The sequence below is a fragment of the Amycolatopsis sp. NPDC051106 genome, assembly GCF_040682775.1.
Taxonomy (GTDB): Bacteria; Actinomycetota; Actinomycetes; order Mycobacteriales; family Pseudonocardiaceae; genus Amycolatopsis.
Genome location: NZ_JBFBBQ010000041.1, coordinates 63,388 through 79,994 on the forward strand (window position 1 = coordinate 63,388; position 16,607 = coordinate 79,994).

Consider the following 16,607-nt stretch of genomic DNA (forward strand, 5'->3'; position numbering starts at 1 on the left):
GAGCGGCGCGGTGACCGGATCGCGCAGGTACCCGCTGGTCATCGGACGAGCTGGTAGCCCGCGACCCGGACGGCGCTCTCGACGTGCTCGAGAGCCAGGGCCGACTCGCTGGTGACGACGACACGGCCGGTCGGCACGTCGACGTCGACGTCCCGGACGCCGGGCAGCTCGCCGAGCTCCTCGCGGACCGACGCCGCGCAGTGCCCGCAGGTCATTCCTGTCACCGCGTACGTACTTTGAGTCATCGTGCCGCCTTCCGGCCGTGGCCTTCCCGAGATCGGGCAGTGGCCTTGCCGTGACAAGGTCGGCCGGCGGGCCCGAATGGTTCCCGCGAATATCCGGCAAGATCATCTTCAACCGTTTCGCCTCCGGAGCCGTATCAGCGGGTGTGAGGCCACTTCGTGCGGATGACGACGAGATCACGCGCTGGGCCCGGCTCGCCGGCCGCGGCGACCGGGTCGCCCTGGACCACTTCGTGCGCGCCACGCAGCCGCACGTCTGGCGGTTCGTGGCGAGCCTGGGCGACGTGCAGACCGCGGACGACCTGGTCCAGGAGACCTACCTGCGGGCGCTGGGGTCGTTGAGCCGCTTCAAGGGCGAGTCGTCGGCCCGCACGTGGCTGCTCTCGATCGCCCGCCGCGCGGTCGCCGACCACATCCGCGCCGCCCGCTGCCGGCCGCGGTCGGTGTCCGCGACCGACTGGCAGACCCTCTCCGAGCGCGACGAGCCGGTGACGCGGTCGCCGCTGGAAGAGCAGGTCGTGCTGGACCAGCTGGTCGGCGCGCTGGATCCGGAGCGGCGGGACGCGTTCGTGCTCACCCAGGCCCTCGGGCTGTCGTACGCGGACGCCGCCGAGGTGTGCGGGTGCCCGGTCGGCACGATCCGGTCGCGGGTGGCCCGGGCGCGCGACGACCTCCTCGCCGCGATGGCCGACGCGCCGCCCCGGCGCCGCGTCGTCGGCTGATCCGCGGGAACCGGGCGGGGACCGTGGACGACTATGGAGACGTGGACTGCGCACTCTTCCGGGAATCGCTTTCGGCCGCGATGGACGGCGAGACCGGCCCGTTGCCCGAGGCCGAAGTGGAACGCCACCTGCGGGGCTGTGGCGCGTGCCAGGCCTGGCGGGACCACGCCCAGCGGCTGCGCCGCTCGATGGTGCGCCAGGCACCCGCGGTGCCCGACCTCACGGCCGCGATCCTCGAGCGGGCCCCGCTGCCGTCCCGCGAGAAGTGGACGGCGCGGGTTGCGCTCGGGCTCGTCGGGCTCGTCCAGTCCGGCCTCGGGTTCGCCGAGTTCCTGGTGCCCGCGGACGCGCACGCCGCGCACACCGGCACGCTCCACCTGAGCAACGAGAGCGCGGCGTGGAACCTCGCGCTGGGCATCGGCCTGCTGTGGGCGGCGTTGCGGCCCCGGACCGCCGGAGCGCAGTTGCCGCTGGTCGCCGGCTTCGCCTTGGTGCTCGGAGTGGTATCGGTGGTCGACGTGTCCGGCGGCCAGGTCGGCGCCGGGCGCCTGCTGACCCACGGCTTGCTGGTGGTCGGGGTGGTGTTGATGGTCGTGGTCCACCGGCAGCACCGGCGGCGGCCGGCACCGGCGCCGGTGAACGCCGATGCGCTCGGGACGGAGGACGATGTGCGGCTTCCGGAACACGACGCGCCGGCGCCGCTCGCGCCGGTTCGGCGGTTCCCACGCAGGCCGGCCAGCCGGCACCGCGCGGCTTGACGATCGGCACCACGCGGGCTGTCGGCTATTTCTCGTGGAGCTCGATGGCGTTCCCCGAGGGATCGGCGAGGAAGGCCTGGCGCGCGGAGCCGACCGGCGCGGGGTCGCTGACGGCGAACCCGGCGGTGCGCAGCCGCCGGACCTCCGCGTCGAGATCGTCGACGAGCACCGCGAAGTGCTGCCCCCGCGAAGGCCCCGGCGCCCCGGCGATCAGGTGCAGCTGCTGGCCGCCGACGTCGAGCCAGGCCCCGGGCCCGAGGTTCCCGGGGCGGGCGTCGGAGAGCCGGAAGCCCAGCGCGCCCGTGTAGAACCCGATGGCCTTCTCGAGGTCGTCGACGACGACCGCCACGTGGTGGATCGCGGTCATGACGGGGTTTCCGTTCTGCGGACGGCAATACCGGAACGTAGCCAGGACGCGGTCCTCAGGTCAAGACGAAGGCCATTGACCGGGCCGTCACTCACCGCGCGGCAGCCGGATCCTGATCGGCCCCCGCCACTCGCCGTCCGGGTCGAGCGGCCGGCCGCGCTGGGTCGCCAGTCGGCGGCCACCGCCCTCGCCGCGTCCGACGGGCAGGTGCTGCTGTCCGCGCCACGCGCGGTGGCCAACGCGAGGATGGCCGCGCGAAGCCGGTCCGCCGGCGTCTCGGCGGTCAACGCGACGTGGGCGTGCTCCGCGCCCGGGCCGCTGCCGTCGCGGGTCCGCTCCAGTTCCCGTCGCGGTCCGGACCGATCCGTCATGCCGTCAGGGTCGCACGGCCCGGTCCCCAGTGCTTTTCGGTGGATCAGTGCTTTTCGGTGGATCAGTGCGTCTCGGTGGAATAGCCGCCGTCGATGGCGAAGGCGGCGCCGGTGATGTTGCCGGCCACCCGGTCGCTGGCGAGGAAGGCCGCGAGGTTGGCGACCTCGGCGGGCTGGGTGAAGCGCCCGGTGACCGCGTGGGCGGCGGCTTCCTCGGCGACCGACTCGGGATTCGCGCCGGTGGTGGCGGCGATGGTTTCGGCGACGCCGCCGCTGCCGAGCCACAACCGCGTCGCGACCGGGCCCGGGTTGATGGCGTTGGCGCGGATGCCGTGCGGGCCGAACTCCTTCGACACCGACTTCGTGAAGTTGACCAGAGCGGCTTTCGCCGCGCTGTAGTCGATGACGCCGGGATCGGGCAGGCTCGCGTTGACCGAGGCGATCGTGACGATGCTGCCGCGCCCGGCGGTCACCATCGCCGGCAGCACGGCGCGCGTGGCGCGGACCGCGCTGACGAGGTTCAAGGTCAGCGACCGGGTCCACTCGTCGTCGGTGACGAGCAGGAAGCCGTTCGTCCGCGGCGTGACGGCGCCGACGTTGTTGACCAGGATGTCGATGCGTCCGAACTCGGTCAGCGCCAGCTCCGCGAGCCGCCCCGGCCCGTCGGCCGTGCCGAGGTCCACGGCCAGGGTGTGCGCCTTCCCGGCCCGGACGAGGACCTCGAGGTCCGGCCCGGGGTCGCGGGCGCCGGCCACGACGTGGACGCCTTCCGCGACGAGGGTCTGCGCGACGGCCAGCCCGATCCCCCGCCCGGCTCCGGTGACGACGGCGACCGCGCCGTCCAGTCCGAGGTCCACGCCTAAAGTCCCTTCTCGCGCAGCCAGCCGAGCACGGCGTCGGCGACGTCACGCCAGCCGCTGTCGACGGTGAGCGAGTGGCCCCGGCCTTCGAACTGCTTCAGCTCGGTGACGGCGGCGGAATCCCGGTACTGCTTGAACGTCGAGCGGGTGACCACGTCCGGGACGGTGTGGTCGGCGGTGCCGGAGATCAGCAGGAGCGGTCCGCGGTCCTCGCGGTGGGTGTCGACCCGCGCCTCGGAGTGCATCACGAAGTTGGCGGCCGCGGCCTGGAACAGCGGCCGGGCGGGGGACGGGATCGTCCAGCGCCGGTACAGCTCCGACGACTCCTCGTCGGTCAAGGCGTTGCCGAAGCCGAACCGGAACTCCTTCTCGGTCAGCGAAACGGCCCGGTGCAGGTTGGCCGGGTTGCCCAGCGCCGGCAGCCCGGCCCGCAGCTGCGCCAGCGGCAGGGGCAGCACGCCCTTGATCTGGGCGGGGTCGATGGCGACGCCGGCCCGGCCGATGCCCTGGCCCAGCAGCTTCTCGGTGATCAGGCCGCCGAAGGAGTGGCCGATGAGCACCGGAGCCTGCTCGAGGCCCGCGATGATCGAGGCGAAGTGATCGGTCGCGTCGTCGATCCCGATGTCCGCGACGGCTTCGGGGTTTTCGCGGGCCTGTTCGACGGTTTCGGGCTCGTGCGGCCAGCCCGGGGCGATCGGCGCGTAGCCGGCCGCCCGGAAGTGGTCGATCCACGGGTTCCACGAGGTGGCGTGCAGCCACAGACCGTGGATGAACACAACGGGGGTGCCCGGATCGGCCATCGGATCCTCCAGTCAGCGCGGGGCTTTCCCGAAGCCAACACGAACCTCGGCACCGGCGTCCAAGACCCGTTGGGTGCGCATCGATAGCCGGGATGGCATCGTTGGCTCTCCGCGTCACCCCCTACGCGCCGGAAGGCCCGCATGGATCTCGACCTCAGGCTGGTGCGGTACTTCGTCACCGTCGCCGACGAGCTGCACTTCGGCCGGGCCGCCACGAAGCTCTTCATCAGCCAGCCGGCGCTGTCCAAGCAGATCCGCCGGCTCGAAGCCGACGTCGGCGCGCCCCTGCTGGTGCGCGACAGCCGGCACGTCGCGCTGACCCCGCGCGGCGAGCGGTTCCTGCACCACGCGCGGCAGCTGCTGGCCACCGCCGACCAGATGCTGCGCGAACCCGCGCCGGACCACCTGCGGATCGCCCACATCTTCGAACTGGACACCAGCCGGGTCGTCGCCGACGCGTTCCACGCCGCCCACCCCGGCATCCGGCTCGTCCAGAGCCAGATGGACAGCGCCCGTCAGCTCACCGCCCTGCTCGAGGACCACCTCGACGTCGCGGTCCTGCGCGTCACCACGACCCTCAAGGCCGCCCACCCGGCCGGCTGGCACCACGCCCTGCTCCGGCTCGAGCCGTTCTGGCTGGTCGGCCGCCCCGGCGACCCGACCCGGCCGGCGGTGTCGGTGCACGAGCGGCCCGTCGAGGTCTTCGCGGACGGCCCCGGCACGGCGTTGTACAACGTCCACGGCCGGTACCTGAGCTCGTGGGAACAGCACACCGGCGTCGCCCTGCGCTGGCTCGGCAACCCGGGCACGTTCGACACCTGCCACGCCATCGTCAGCCGCGCGCGGGACAGCGCGTACCTGCTCGAATTCGACAGTTACGCCCGCCGCTACGCCGACCGCGGCGTCCCGGTCCACCGGCCCCGGGAGCTGCAGCCGGTCTACCCGTGGTCGCTGGCCTGGCGGGAGGGCGAGCAGCCGGAAACCGTCCAGGCCTACCTGCGGATCGCACGCGAGACGGCCGAGCAGCGGGGGTGGCTGCATCCGGAGCGCGCGGACGCCGCGCCGCTGTGGGTGCCGCCCGAAGACCTGACCACCGCTTAGCGCCGGGCGCCCGAGGTTTGCCCACGGTGCCAGGCAAGCGCCCAAAGCTTGGTACGGACGCGAGTGACGGAAACTCCCGGTATCCGGCACCCGATCGCCCGTCTTTGCAGCACCGGGATTGCAGCCGCCAGCAGAGTACCCCCACTCGGCGGAAGCCATTTTGGAACAGGCCCTGGGCACGGCGTCCTGCCGCCGGGAAAGAACAAGACTGTTCTTCTCCGGATTCGCGGGGCACCCTCGACGGCACCGACCTGGGGGAGAACGCCTGTGACCGGCGAAGACCGTGAGCTCGAACTCGAACGTGACTACGTCGTCAGCCTCTACGCCCGGGTGGACGCCCTGCGCGAAACCGCCGCCGCGCGAGCGGAGACCGACGACCGGGAGGCGGCGGCCGTCTGGCAAGCGGAGGTCGCCCGGCTGGACTCCGTGGAGCAGGGATTGTGCTTCGGCCGGCTGGACCTGCACGGCGGCCGGCGCGTCTACGTCGGGCGGCTGGGGCTGTTCCGCGACGACGACGGCGAGCCGCTGCTGGTGGACTGGCGCGCCCCGGCGGCCCGGGCGTTCTACACCGCGACGGCGGCCGCGCCCGGCGATGTGCGGCGACGGCGGCGCATCACCACGCGGGGCCGCACGGTCGTCGCGCTCGACGACGAACTGCTCGCCAACGCCGGCGACGACGTCCTGGTCGGGGACGCGGCCCTCCTGGCGGCCGTGACCGCCGAGCGCACCGGGCGGATGCCCGACATCGTCACCACCCTGCACGCCGAACAGGACCGGATCATCCGGCACGAGACCGGCGGCGTGCTCGTCGTGGAGGGCGGTCCCGGCACGGGCAAGACCGCCGTCGCCCTGCACCGGGTCGCCTACCTGCTCTACACCCGGCCGCACCTGCGCACCCGGGGTGTCCTCGTCGTGGGCCCCAGCCGGGTGTTCCTCGACTACATCGGCCAGGTTCTCCCCGGCCTCGGCGAAAACAGCGTCGTCACGGCCACCCTCGCCGACCTGCGGCCGGGCACCGAGGTCAGCCGGGTGGACCCGCCCGGGGTCGCCGCGGACAAGGGCCGGGCGGACCTGGCCGGACGGCTGGCGGAAGCGGTCCGGGCGCAGGTCCGGATCCCCGACGACCCCATCGACATCGAGTTCGAGCAACAGACGCTGCGGCTCGACCCGGCCACGTGCGATCGCGCCGCGGCCGAGGCCCGGCGGACCCGGCTCCCGCACAACCAGGCCAGGCTGGTCTTCCAGCGGCAGGTCGTCGAGGTGCTCGCGCGGCGGCTCGCCGACGACCTGGAAGCGATCGTGCTCACCGACACCGGCGAGGCGATCGACGGCGGCAGCCCGGACGGCCGGCTCGGCGAGGCCGACCTGCGTGCGCTGGCCGCCGCGGGCGTGATCGTCGACGACAGCGACGGACCGCGGACCATGCTGGACGAGACCGCCCGGGCCGGGCTGCGGCGTTCCCTGCTCGCCGACCCGGCCGTCCAGGCCGCCCTCGACGCGCTGTGGGCGCCGCTGACCCCGGAGCGGGTGGTGGCGGACCTCCTCGGCGAGCGGACCGGCGGCTGGAGCGCCGCGGACGTCCCGCTGCTGGACGAAGCCGCGGCTCTGCTCGGCCAGGACACCGCCGTGTTCGGGCACGTGGTCGTCGACGAAGCCCAGGAACTGTCCGCAATGGACTGGCGGATGCTGATGCGCCGGTGTCCCAGCAGGTCGATGACCATCGTCGGGGACCTGGCCCAGACCGGCAGCCCGGCCGGCGCGTCCTCGTGGGACGACGTGCTGCGGCCATACGTGCGAGACCGCCGGCACCTCGTCCGGCTCAGCGTCAACTACCGCACGCCCGCCGAGATCATGGCCGCCACCACCGACCTGCTCGCCGCCCACCACCCCGGCACGACGCCGCCCCGGTCGGTCCGCTCGACCGGCGAACCGCCCTGGCGCCTCGGCACCACCCGCGCGGAGCTGCCCGGGGTCGTCGCCGAGCTTGCCGCGGCGCACACCACCGGCCGGCTCGCGATCATCACCCCGAAGACCCTGAGCGACGCGCTGTCGCTCACCGCGCACCCGGACCTGACCGGCCGGGTGGTGGTCCTCTCCCCCGCCCAGGCCAAGGGCCTGGAGTTCGACTCGGTCCTCATCGCCGACCCGGCCGCGATCCTCGACGCGCCCCTCGGCCACCACGACCTCTACGTCGCCATGACCAGAGCCACCCGCCACCTCGGGATCGTGCACCCGGGCCCGCCCCCGGCCGAACTGCTCAGAGTTCCCCCGCGCGTTCGTACAGCGTCCGCACGGGATCGGTGAACGCGGCGCCGCCGAGGTCCGTCGTCACGCCGTCCTCGGTCATCGTTCCCCGGCTCGTGACGCTGAAGATGGTGCCCCGGCCGGTCGCGGGGTCGAAGTCGCGCAGCCACGGGCCGCCGCTGGAGCCGCCGGCGAGGTCGCAGTCCGTGTTCCACGTCGTGGTGACCGAGTTGGCCTTCAGCGTGGCGGGGCGGACGCAGGAGAACAACGCCTCGCCGCCCGCCGCTTGCGAGACCGGGTAGCCGAGCATCGTGGTGTCCACAGGGGACGGTGGCCGGTCGAACGAGAGGTCCTGGGTGCCCGCGACGTCGGCGGCGTGCCGGCCGTCGACCGGGTCCAGGGCGAGCACCGCGTCGTCGTCCGTTCCGCTCGTGGGCCCCGAATAGGTGCTCGGCCAGGCGAAGGCCCGGACCGGGAACACCCCGTGCGGCGCCTGCCCGTGGTCGTAACCCGGCACGAACACGACGTTGACGATCTTGATCGGGTTGTCGAACCGGTCCAGGCCGCCGTTGACGCAGTGCCCGGCGGTGAGCGCGACGTCCTTGGTGGCACTGGGAACCACGGTCGCGGTGCAGGACTCGTCGACGCCCGGTTCGGCGGTGAAGAACAGCCGCCCGACGCCCGCCGGGACCGCTCCCGGCCATTCCCGGCCGATCTTCTCGGCCGGGGGCAAGGAGTCGTCGCCCACCCACTGCCGCATCCGCTCCGGCGTCCAGTGGGCCAGTGCGGCGGCCCGGTCCGCGGCACTCACCCGGGTCACCACCAGGTCGTCGGCCGCGCTCGCCGGAGCGGCCACCACCACCAGCGTGGTGGCGACGGCGACGAGCGAAGCAGCGGCCCGGGAACGCGGTTCGGTGATCATGACCAGGAGACGCGCGGACCGCCGGTGAGGTTCACCCCGCGACGACGATGACGTGCAGGGTCCGCGGCCCGTGCACGCCCTCCACCCGGGTGAGCTCGATGTCGCTGGTGGCGCTCGGCCCGCTGATCCACGTCTGCGGGCGCGCCGGGTCGAGGGCGGCCACGGCCTGCGGTACGCCGGGCACGATCTGGCTCTCGCGCAGGACGCACACGTGCACGTCCGGCACCAGGCTCAGCGCGCGGCGCCCCTGGCCGGGACCGTGGTCGAGCACGATGGTGCCGGTGGCCGCGATGCCGAGCGCGGCCGTGGTAACGACGGCGTCGAACTCGGTGAGCTCTCCTTCCGTGCGGCCGAAGTCGACCGGGAACCCTTCGGGCACCAGGACTTTCCGCGCCGGCCCGAGTGCGGCGCGGACGGTGCCGGGCAGCTCGGCCGCGGTGCAGCGGGTGAGGGCCGCGCGGTAGTCGAGCACGCGCTCGGCGAACAGCTCGACGACGTCCGCGGCCGCGACGGACCGGTAGTGGCGCGGGACCGGCGCTTCGGCCCGGTCCGCGTCGCGCAGCGCGCCTCGGACGGCGGCCAGGATCTCCTCGCGCGCGCTCACCGCTTCTCCCTTCGCCACCAGGCGCGGAACGACTCGCGCGGCGGGGCCGGGAGATCACGTGCGTTCGTCCACACCGAACCGGGCCACGGCAGCCGGGACACCCCACGGCGGCCGCCCGGCAGCACGCGGCGGCCGAACCGGGTCAGCACGCGGTTCGCGACGCCGAGCCCGCGTTGGGCCGGCCCCAGCCGCCGCGCGTCGGAGAGCACCCACGACGCCGATTTCATCGCCACCGCCTCGGGTTTCGGCGGGCCGCCGCGATGCGCGTCGACCACCTGGGACCGCAGGTGCACCAGGACCTCGGGGATGTCGATGCGCACCGGGCAGGCGTCGAAGCAGGCGCCGCACAGGCTGGAGGCGTACGGGAGGGAGTCGGTCTGCTCGTCGACGCCGACGCCCTTGAGCAGCGGGTTGAGGATCGCCCCGATCGGGCCGGGGTAGACCGAGCCGTAGGCGTGCCCGCCGGTCCGCTCGTACACCGGGCAGACGTTGAGGCACGCCGAGCAGCGGATACAACGCAACGCCTGGCGGCCGACCTCGTCGGCGAGCGCCCGGGTGCGGCCGTTGTCGAGCAGGACGACGTGCAGCTCCTGCGGCCCGTCGCCGGGCGTGACGCCCGACCACGTCGAGGTGTACGGGTTCATCCGCTCCCCCGTGCTGGAGCGCGGCAGGAGCTGGAGGAAGACGTCCAGATCGGACCACGTCGGCACGATCTTTTCGATGCCCACCACCGAAACGAGCACCTCGGGCAGCGTCAGGCACATGCGGCCGTTGCCCTCGGATTCGACGACGACGAGGGTGCCGCTCTCGGCGACGGCGAAGTTCGCGCCCGAAACGGCCATCTTCGCCCGCAGGAACTTCTCCCGCAGGTGCAGCCGGGCCGCGCCGGCGAGTTCGGCCGGATCGTCGGTGAGCCCGTCGGGTGCCGGCCGACCCGCCGCGGCCATCTCGCGGCGGAAGATCTCGCGGATCTCGGCGCGGTTGCGGTGGATCGCCGGTACCAGGATGTGGCTGGGCAGGTCGTCGCCCAGCTGCACGATCAGCTCCGCGAGGTCGGTTTCCCAGGCGGTGACGCCGTGGTCCGCCAGGGCCTCGTTGAGGCCGATCTCCTGCGTCGCCATCGACTTGACCTTGACGACCTCGTCGACGTCGTGGTCCTTCGCGATGCGGGCGACGATGTCGCAGGCTTCCCGGGCGTCGCGGGCCCAGTGGACGGTCGCTCCCCCGGCCCGCAGCGCGGCTTCGAGCGTCAGCAGGTGCTCGTCGAGGCGGCGCAGGGTGTTGTCCTTGATCGCCGCGCCCGCGAGGCGCAGTTCCTCCCACTCGGCCACCTCGCCGACGACGGCCGCGCGCTTGGCGCGGATCGTGCCGGTGGCGTGGGCGAGGTTGCGGCGCAGCTGCGTGTCGGCCAGCGCCTCCCGGGCCGCGGCCGGGAACGCCGGCATGCCGACGAACGTGGCGCTCACGCGTCCTCCTCGGTCGAAGCGAGCACGTCGGCCATGTGCAGCACGCGGACGCCGGACCGCTGCCGCGACAGCAGGCCGCCGATGTGCAGCAGGCACGAGTTGTCGCCGGCGACCAGCACTTCGGCTCCGGTGCCGAGGACGTGCCGGGCCTTGTCCGCGCCCATGGCGGTGGACGTCTCGGCGTTCTTCACCGCGAAGGTGCCGCCGAAGCCGCAGCACTCCTCGGCGGCGGGCAGCTCGACCAGGTCGAGCCCGCGGACGTTGCGCAGCAGCCGCACCGGCTTGTCGGCGACGCCGAGCATGCGCAGCGAATGGCAGGTCGGGTGGTAGGTGACGCGGTGCGGGAAGTAGGCGTTCACGTCGGTCACGCCGAGGACGTCGACGAGGAACTCGCTCAGCTCGCGGACCTTCGGCCCGCTCTCGGCCAGCCGGGGGTCGCCGGCTCTCCGCGCGACCAGGCCGTGCTGGTGGCGCGCCGACCCCGCGCAGGAACCGGACGGCGTGACGATGTAGTCGTAACCCTCGAACGCCCGCGCGAAGGTGCGCACCACCGGCACGGCCTCGTCGAGGTAGCCGGTGTTCACCATCGGCTGGCCGCAGCAGGTCTGCGCCTCGGGGAAGTCCGCGTCCACGCCGAGGCGGCGCAGCAGCCGGAACACCGCCTTGCCCGTGTCCGGGAAGAGCGAGTCGTTGATGCAGGTGACGAGCACGGCGACCTTCATGCGCGCTCTCCCGGATCGAAACGTTTCAATGTATCGGTCGGCGACGCTACTACGAAAGACTTGGCCAAGTCAACGCGCTACAACCATGGGAGATTTCTACGTTTCAACACCCGGCTTCAGCTCGCCACCCGCGCCCAGCGCCTCCCGGCCCCACCCGTGTCGCGCGTCTGAGGTTCGTTGATGGTGCGGGCTCGGGTTGACGACAGGAATGGGTCATTCACTGCATCGGATGCAGTAAATGGGTCATTCACTGCATCGGCGCGGCCGGAAGTCTTGCCGGGCACTTCCTTCCCGTCGACCTCGGCCAGCAGGCCGTGGTCGGCGAGCACGTCCACCAGCGCGATCCGCGGCAATCCCGGGAAGGGTGCGTCGATGCCGCGGTCGTCGAGCCGGTCGGCGCACTCCCACAGGTAGGCGTCCTGGGCGGCCACCGCCACGAGCGCGTCGGGCGGGGCGTTCGGCGGGCCGATTATCGCACCTCGCCGCGACGGGGCGTCATCCCGCCGAGATCTCACCGGTTCAGACCAATTTCGGCCGATCTTGATCGAGCAAGCACCTGCGGCCCTACCGGACGGACCCGAGCACGGGTGATCCTGTCGGTTCCCACCCCGGATCGACCGAGGGATGTGGTCATGAAGCTCTCCCGGTTCCTCTACCCCGCCGCCGTTTTCGCCCTCATCGCCGCGATGGCCTCCCCCGCCGCGCAGGCCGGGCAGACCCCGTTGCGGGCCGCCGATCCCAGCGTGCTCCGGGTCGGCTCCACCTACGTCGCCGTGCAGTCGTCCGGGGGTGGGATCGTGGCGCGGCAGGCCGGCTCACCCGACGGCCTCGCGAGCGCGCCCGCCCGGCCGATCTGGTCGGACACCCGCGGCCGCGGCGAAGTGTGGGCCCCGGAGATCGTCCTCGACGGCGGCCGCTTCTACGTCTACTTCTCGGCCGGAACCGGTGCGGCGCACCGGATGTACGTGATCAGCTCCGCCGCCGCCGACAGCGGCTACACGGCCGAGACCCAGCTGGCGCTGCCCGACGGCAAGTGGGCGATCGACGGCACGCTGTTCACCTTCGGCGGCCAGCGGTGGTTCGTCTGGTCGGGCTGGGCCGGGGACACCAACGTCGAGCAGAACCTCTACCTCGCGCGGATGAGCAGCCCCACGACCCCGACGGGCGCGCGGTACGTCATCTCCCAACCGCGGGAAAGCTGGGAACGCGTGGTGGGCAACCCGTTCATCAACGAGGCACCCGCGGTGATCAAGGACCCGAACGGGCAGCTGCACATCACCTACTCGGCCAACGGCAGCTGGAGCGACCAGTACTGCATCGCCGAGGTCCGCCTGCGCGCCGGCGGCGACCCGACGTACGTCTGGGACTGGTACAAGTCGAACGGCTGCCTCTTCGGCTCCCACCGCGAGACGATGATGGCCGGCTGGGACCCGACGCTTTACGTCGACGGGCCGGGCAGCCACAGCTTCGTCCTGCTGAACGGCGACATCGCGACGAGCCCGCCCGCCGGACCGAAGTTCCCGCTGATGTTCCACGCCGTCCCCAAGGGCACGCCGTATTCGTGGGCCAACCGCTCCTGGTACACGGGAACGTTCTGCTGGTGGGGTTCGACGACGTACCGCCGCGCCAACGTCCCGGGCGCGACCACCGACACCGGCTGGAGCCTCAAGTTCTTCGAATGAGCGAACTCAGGACACCGGCTCGGGCGACCGCTAGGGTGACCGCGTGCATCGCTACCGCCGAGTGCTCTTCCGGAGTACCGGCGCGCGGCCTGCCGTACTCGTCGAGTTGATCTTGCTGGTGCTCTGGTTCCTGCTCTTCGCGCGCCTCGACGCCGCGGTGGGCAAGGACTTCGCGGCCGCCACCGCCAACGCGCTCACCCTGCAGTCCGCGGAACACGCGGTGCACCTCGACATCGAGCGGAGCGTGAACAGCTGGCTCGCCGGAAACCCGGTCCTCAGCCAGATCGCGGTGTACCTGTACCGGCTGTACTACGTGGTGATCGCCGGGGTGCTGCTGTGGGTGTTCGTCCGGCACGCCGGCGTCTACCGCCGGGTCCGCCGGACGATGGTCGCGATGATGGCCCTCGTCCTGCCCGTCTACTGGGCGGTGCCGATGTCGCCGCCGCGGTTCGCGCTGCCGGGCGCGGTCGACATCGTTGCCCGGTACGACATCTTCGACGTGCCGAGCTGGACGAGTCCCACCCACTACACGGCCATGCCCAGCATGCACGTGGGCTGGTCGCTGTGGTGCGCCTACGCCGTGTGGTCGGCGCTGCGGGACACGCGTCCGCGGACGGCGCTGGTGGCGTGGGGGTACCCGCTGCTCATGACGGCGGACGTGCTCGCCACGGGCAACCACTACGTTCTCGACATCGCGGGCAGCGTCACGCTCCTGGCCGTGGCGATCGCCGCCGCGTCACTGGGGGGCCGCGTCGCCCGGAAGACTGTTCCTGCGCGGGAATTACCCGGCTGAGGCTCTGGCCTGCGCCAGGTTCGCTTGGTGGGGTCCGGCGAGCCAGTCCTGCTCGAGACGCGCGTCGACCGGTTCTTCCCCTCGCCGCAGCGCGCCGAGGTAGGCCCGATCGGTGGCGAAGCGGGCCGCCACCTCCGCCCCTTCGGCCACGGCGCCGTGGCCGGGAACCACGACGTCGACGTGCCGGGCCGCCTCGCCCAGCCGGTCGAGCGCGGTCTCGTAGGCGTCCACCTGACCGGGGCGGCGAGGGTCGAGCATCGGGATCAGGACGTCGGAGAGCATGTCCCCGGCGAGCAGGACACCCCGGTCGGCCAGCAGGACCGCGGCGTGGCCGATGGCGTGCGCCTCGTGCGGGACGATCTCCCCCGGCACCGGTCCCCCGCCGGCGGGCAGCGGGGTGACGAGCCCGATCAGCTCCAGCGGGATGCCGGTCGCGCTTTCCGCCGCCATCGCCCGCGCCCGCTCCCGGACCGCCCCGGCGGCTTCGGCGCAGGCGGCGGTGGCGTAGCGCGGCACGTCGCCGAACCGGGAATGCCAGAGCAGGTGGTCCCAGTGGAGATGGGTGGCGAACCCGGCGACCACCGGCACACCGAGCCGGGCCACGTCGTCGGCGAGCTGGTCCAGGTCGGCGCCGTCGATGCCGGGATCGACCAGCACCAGGCCCTCGTCGCCCCGCACCACGACGGCGTTGCTCGAGACCCATGCGCTCTGCCGCACCCAGACACCGTCGGCCACCTGCTTCAGCATCGGTCCACTGTGTCAGGTGCCACCGCCCGACGCGAGTGGTCCACCCCCTCCGGGTAAGGGAGCCGACGTGAACAGGCCATCTGGTGTTCGCATCGGCTCAAGCAGGCGGGATTAGCGTCCGGATCGCTGAAGGATTCTCCCGAAAACCGAATGAGGCAGATCATGCGCGAAAACCAGGCCGGCCCGAACCGGCGGTCCTTCCTGCGCACCGCGGGGCTGGCCGGCGTCGGCGCGACGGCGCTGGGTGCGCTCGGCGCCGCACCGGCGGAAGCCGGCCCCGCGATCACCACGGACAGCGCGAACCGGGGCGGCGGCCGGTGGAACCCGGACGGCGAGAGCCGTCAGTTCACCGTAGCCGTGATGCCGGACACCCAGTACCTCTACTGGGGCAGCCAGAACAGCATCAACCCGGAACCGCAGGAAGCGTCGCTGCGGTACGTCATCGAGAACAGCGGCAAACCGGACAGCAACATCGTCTTCCTGGCCCACCTCGGTGACCTGACGCAGGACGCCGACGTCACGTCGTTCCAGGCCGTGGACAAGACGTTCAAGGCGGCCGACGCGGCCGGCGTCGCCTACAGCGTGCTCGCGGGCAACCACGACGTGTCCGGTGACGACACCCGCGGCACCACGCCGTACCTGCAGACGATGGGCCCGCAGCGGTTCCGCCGGCGGAAGTCGTTCCTCGGCTCCGACTCCAGCGGCTACAACACCGCGCACGTCTTCCGCGCCGCCGGGCGCGAGTGGCTGCTGCTGGCCATGGACTGGCGCACCTCGGCCGCGGGCTTCGCGTGGGCCAACGACGTCATCAAGAAGAACCCGCACCTGCCGGTGATCCTGACCTGCCACGAGATCGTCGCGCCGACCTACGGTGACGAGGTCTACCCGTACGAGTCGGGCGACCCCGAGAACAACGCCGAAATCACCGACTACGGGCAGACCGTCTGGGACTCGCTGATCAAGGACAACGACCAGATCTTCCTCACGCTCAACGGCCACTACTGGCCTTCGGGCCGCATGACGAAGAAGAACGCCGCCGGCAACGACGTGCACCTGCACATCACCAACTACCAGAACCGCTACATGAGCGGCGGCGGCATGCTGCGCCTGTACCACTTCGACCTCGAGCGCAACACCATCGACGTCGAGACGATCTCGCCGTGGATCCTCGAGAAGGACCCCGCGAAGCGCAACCGCCTGGAGGTGCTGGAGTCGCGGCTCACCACGTCCGTCGACCGCTTCTCGACGCCGATCGACTTCGAACAGCGGTTCTCCGGCTTCATCCCCGTGCCGGTCCGCCCGGCGCGTCCGGCCGGTGCGGTGCTCGTACCGGGCACGCTCGCGTACTGGCGGTTCGACAACGTCGGCGCGAACGGCAGTTCCGTGACTTCCGGTCAGAAGGTGCGCGATCTGTCGGGGCACGGCAACGACCTCGCGCTGCAGTCCGTCGCCGGCACCGCCCCCGACGCCTTGACTTGGACCGATGACCACCACCCCGACCAGCCGGGCCACGCCAGTCTCCGGTTCGCCGGCGGCCGGAACCCGCTGCACGGCGGGTACCTGACCACGGGCTCGCGCGCGCCGCTGAACACCGAGACGTTCACCCGCGGCTACACGATCGAGACGTTCGTGAAGATCCCGCGTGACTGGGACGGCGGCGCCAACGGCAACATGCCCGTCCTGGTCCGCCGCGGCGCGTCCGGCGACGCGGGCAAGCACGGCAAGAACACCGACCCGAAGGAGCCGGTGGCCCAGCTCATGACCACGAACAACGGTCGTGAGGTGCAGTTCAACTGCTACCCGCTCAGCCAGACCTACCCGACCACCAACTGGAGCCACGGCCTGGCCGAAGACCAGTGGTGGCACATCGCGGTCGTCAACGACGGGCACCACACGAAGGTCTACGTCGAAAGCTCCCCGGTCGCCGACAACCCCTCCACCGACTCCGTCGGCATCGCGTCCCTCGGTCTCCCGTGGCTCCTCGGCGGCCACGAATACGGCGGCGCGCTCGACAACGTGTTCCACGGCTGGATCGGCGACGTCCGGATCGTCGGCCGCGCGCTGCGGCCGGACGAGTTCATGACCCGGTGATCTCCCCCGGCAGCGGGGGTGCCCCGGGGGGGCCCCCCGCCCCGGGGGGGCCGCCGCGCCCCCCCCCCGCGCAGGTACACCGCCCCGCGGTCATCCACGCGCTAGTCCAGCGCCC

General features: G+C 72.3%; 17 protein-coding genes. 7 read left to right on the top strand and 10 right to left on the bottom strand.

The genetic code is table 11. The features are described from left to right. Nucleotides 1–38 precede the first annotated feature (38 nt). Complete coding sequence (locus AB0M83_RS27770) at nt 39–245, bottom strand: heavy-metal-associated domain-containing protein (RefSeq protein ID WP_284741503.1); 207 nt, start codon at nt 243–245, stop codon at nt 39–41. Between the two features lie 143 nt (nt 246–388). Between AB0M83_RS27770 and AB0M83_RS27775 the strand changes: the two genes are divergently transcribed. Next, the gene (locus AB0M83_RS27775; protein ID WP_364521314.1) at nt 389–964 is read left to right on the top strand and encodes a sigma-70 family RNA polymerase sigma factor; all 576 of its coding nucleotides are present in this window, start codon (nt 389–391) and stop codon (nt 962–964) included. A gap of 41 nt (nt 965–1,005) precedes the next feature. Further along, nucleotides 1,006–1,722 (top strand): zf-HC2 domain-containing protein, encoded by a 717-nt coding sequence (locus AB0M83_RS27780; RefSeq protein WP_364521315.1) that lies wholly within the window; start codon nt 1,006–1,008, stop codon nt 1,720–1,722. Nucleotides 1,723–1,747: 25 nt separating this feature from the next. On the opposite strand, the gene AB0M83_RS27785 is transcribed toward AB0M83_RS27780, so the two are convergent. The 3 genes from AB0M83_RS27785 to AB0M83_RS27795 form a co-directional block, all read right to left on the bottom strand. Then, nucleotides 1,748–2,089: a VOC family protein gene (locus AB0M83_RS27785; RefSeq protein ID WP_364521316.1), complete on the bottom strand. Its 342-nt coding sequence runs from the start codon at nt 2,087–2,089 to the stop codon at nt 1,748–1,750. 433 nt (nt 2,090–2,522) lie between these two features. Next, complete coding sequence (locus AB0M83_RS27790; RefSeq protein ID WP_364521317.1) at nt 2,523–3,317, bottom strand: SDR family oxidoreductase; 795 nt, start codon at nt 3,315–3,317, stop codon at nt 2,523–2,525. Between the two features lie 2 nt (nt 3,318–3,319). Then, on the bottom strand, nt 3,320–4,120 hold the full coding sequence (locus tag AB0M83_RS27795) for an alpha/beta hydrolase (RefSeq protein WP_364521318.1): 801 nt from the start codon (nt 4,118–4,120) through the stop codon (nt 3,320–3,322). Between the two features lie 141 nt (nt 4,121–4,261). Here AB0M83_RS27795 and AB0M83_RS27800 point away from each other — a divergent pair, with 141 nt between their 5' ends. Then, nucleotides 4,262–5,221 carry a LysR family transcriptional regulator gene (locus AB0M83_RS27800; RefSeq protein WP_364521319.1) on the top strand — a complete coding sequence of 320 codons (960 nt, stop codon included), beginning with the start codon at nt 4,262–4,264 and terminating at the stop codon, nt 5,219–5,221. 267 nt (nt 5,222–5,488) lie between these two features. Then, entirely contained in the window at nt 5,489–7,525 is a 2,037-nt protein-coding gene (locus AB0M83_RS27805) for a UvrD-helicase domain-containing protein (protein WP_364521320.1), read from the top strand. Here the strand turns inward: AB0M83_RS27805 and AB0M83_RS27810 are convergent. From AB0M83_RS27810 to AB0M83_RS27830, 5 genes are all read right to left on the bottom strand, one after another. Further along, entirely contained in the window at nt 7,479–8,387 is a 909-nt protein-coding gene (locus AB0M83_RS27810) for a hypothetical protein (protein WP_364521321.1), read from the bottom strand. The genes AB0M83_RS27805 and AB0M83_RS27810 overlap by 47 nt on opposite strands. A gap of 31 nt (nt 8,388–8,418) precedes the next feature. Beyond that, entirely contained in the window at nt 8,419–8,991 is a 573-nt protein-coding gene (locus AB0M83_RS27815) for a lactate utilization protein C (RefSeq protein ID WP_364521322.1), read from the bottom strand. After that, nucleotides 8,988–10,436: a lactate utilization protein B gene (locus tag AB0M83_RS27820; protein ID WP_364521331.1), complete on the bottom strand. Its 1,449-nt coding sequence runs from the start codon at nt 10,434–10,436 to the stop codon at nt 8,988–8,990. The genes AB0M83_RS27815 and AB0M83_RS27820 overlap by 4 nt, the downstream gene beginning before the upstream one ends. A 17-nt stretch (nt 10,437–10,453) precedes the next feature. Further along, nucleotides 10,454–11,179, bottom strand: coding sequence for a (Fe-S)-binding protein (locus AB0M83_RS27825; RefSeq protein ID WP_364521323.1), 726 nt, complete (start codon nt 11,177–11,179; stop codon nt 10,454–10,456). A 116-nt stretch (nt 11,180–11,295) separates the two neighbouring features. Next, nucleotides 11,296–11,610 (bottom strand): hypothetical protein, encoded by a 315-nt coding sequence (locus AB0M83_RS27830; RefSeq protein WP_364521324.1) that lies wholly within the window; start codon nt 11,608–11,610, stop codon nt 11,296–11,298. Nucleotides 11,611–11,811: 201 nt separating this feature from the next. Between AB0M83_RS27830 and AB0M83_RS27835 the strand changes: the two genes are divergently transcribed. Then, entirely contained in the window at nt 11,812–12,861 is a 1,050-nt protein-coding gene (locus AB0M83_RS27835; RefSeq protein ID WP_364521325.1) for a glycoside hydrolase family 43 protein, read from the top strand. Between the two features lie 106 nt (nt 12,862–12,967). Then, the gene (locus AB0M83_RS27840; RefSeq protein ID WP_364521326.1) at nt 12,968–13,654 is read left to right on the top strand and encodes a phosphatase PAP2 family protein; all 687 of its coding nucleotides are present in this window, start codon (nt 12,968–12,970) and stop codon (nt 13,652–13,654) included. Here the strand turns inward: AB0M83_RS27840 and AB0M83_RS27845 are convergent. Continuing rightward, the gene (locus AB0M83_RS27845; RefSeq protein WP_364521327.1) at nt 13,643–14,401 is read right to left on the bottom strand and encodes an MBL fold metallo-hydrolase; all 759 of its coding nucleotides are present in this window, start codon (nt 14,399–14,401) and stop codon (nt 13,643–13,645) included. The genes AB0M83_RS27840 and AB0M83_RS27845 overlap by 12 nt on opposite strands. Nucleotides 14,402–14,563: 162 nt before the next feature. Here AB0M83_RS27845 and AB0M83_RS27850 point away from each other — a divergent pair, with 162 nt between their 5' ends. Then, nucleotides 14,564–16,492 carry a LamG-like jellyroll fold domain-containing protein gene (locus AB0M83_RS27850; protein ID WP_364521328.1) on the top strand — a complete coding sequence of 643 codons (1,929 nt, stop codon included), beginning with the start codon at nt 14,564–14,566 and terminating at the stop codon, nt 16,490–16,492. Nucleotides 16,493–16,607: the final 115 nt, after the last annotated feature.

Coding starts and splice junctions, on each gene's coding strand:
- AB0M83_RS27800 (WP_364521319.1), top strand. CDS start 4,262: ATGGATCTCGACCTCAGGCTGGTGCGGTACTTCGTCACCGTCGCCGAC.
- AB0M83_RS27785 (WP_364521316.1), bottom strand. CDS start 2,089: ATGACCGCGATCCACCACGTGGCGGTCGTCGTCGACGACCTCGAGAAG.
- AB0M83_RS27770 (WP_284741503.1), bottom strand. CDS start 245: ATGACTCAAAGTACGTACGCGGTGACAGGAATGACCTGCGGGCACTGC.
- AB0M83_RS27810 (WP_364521321.1), bottom strand. CDS start 8,387: ATGATCACCGAACCGCGTTCCCGGGCCGCTGCTTCGCTCGTCGCCGTC.
- AB0M83_RS27820 (WP_364521331.1), bottom strand. CDS start 10,436: ATGCCGGCGTTCCCGGCCGCGGCCCGGGAGGCGCTGGCCGACACGCAG.
- AB0M83_RS27850 (WP_364521328.1), top strand. CDS start 14,564: ATGCGCGAAAACCAGGCCGGCCCGAACCGGCGGTCCTTCCTGCGCACC.
- AB0M83_RS27845 (WP_364521327.1), bottom strand. CDS start 14,401: ATGCTGAAGCAGGTGGCCGACGGTGTCTGGGTGCGGCAGAGCGCATGG.
- AB0M83_RS27795 (WP_364521318.1), bottom strand. CDS start 4,120: ATGGCCGATCCGGGCACCCCCGTTGTGTTCATCCACGGTCTGTGGCTG.
- AB0M83_RS27835 (WP_364521325.1), top strand. CDS start 11,812: ATGAAGCTCTCCCGGTTCCTCTACCCCGCCGCCGTTTTCGCCCTCATC.
- AB0M83_RS27825 (WP_364521323.1), bottom strand. CDS start 11,179: ATGAAGGTCGCCGTGCTCGTCACCTGCATCAACGACTCGCTCTTCCCG.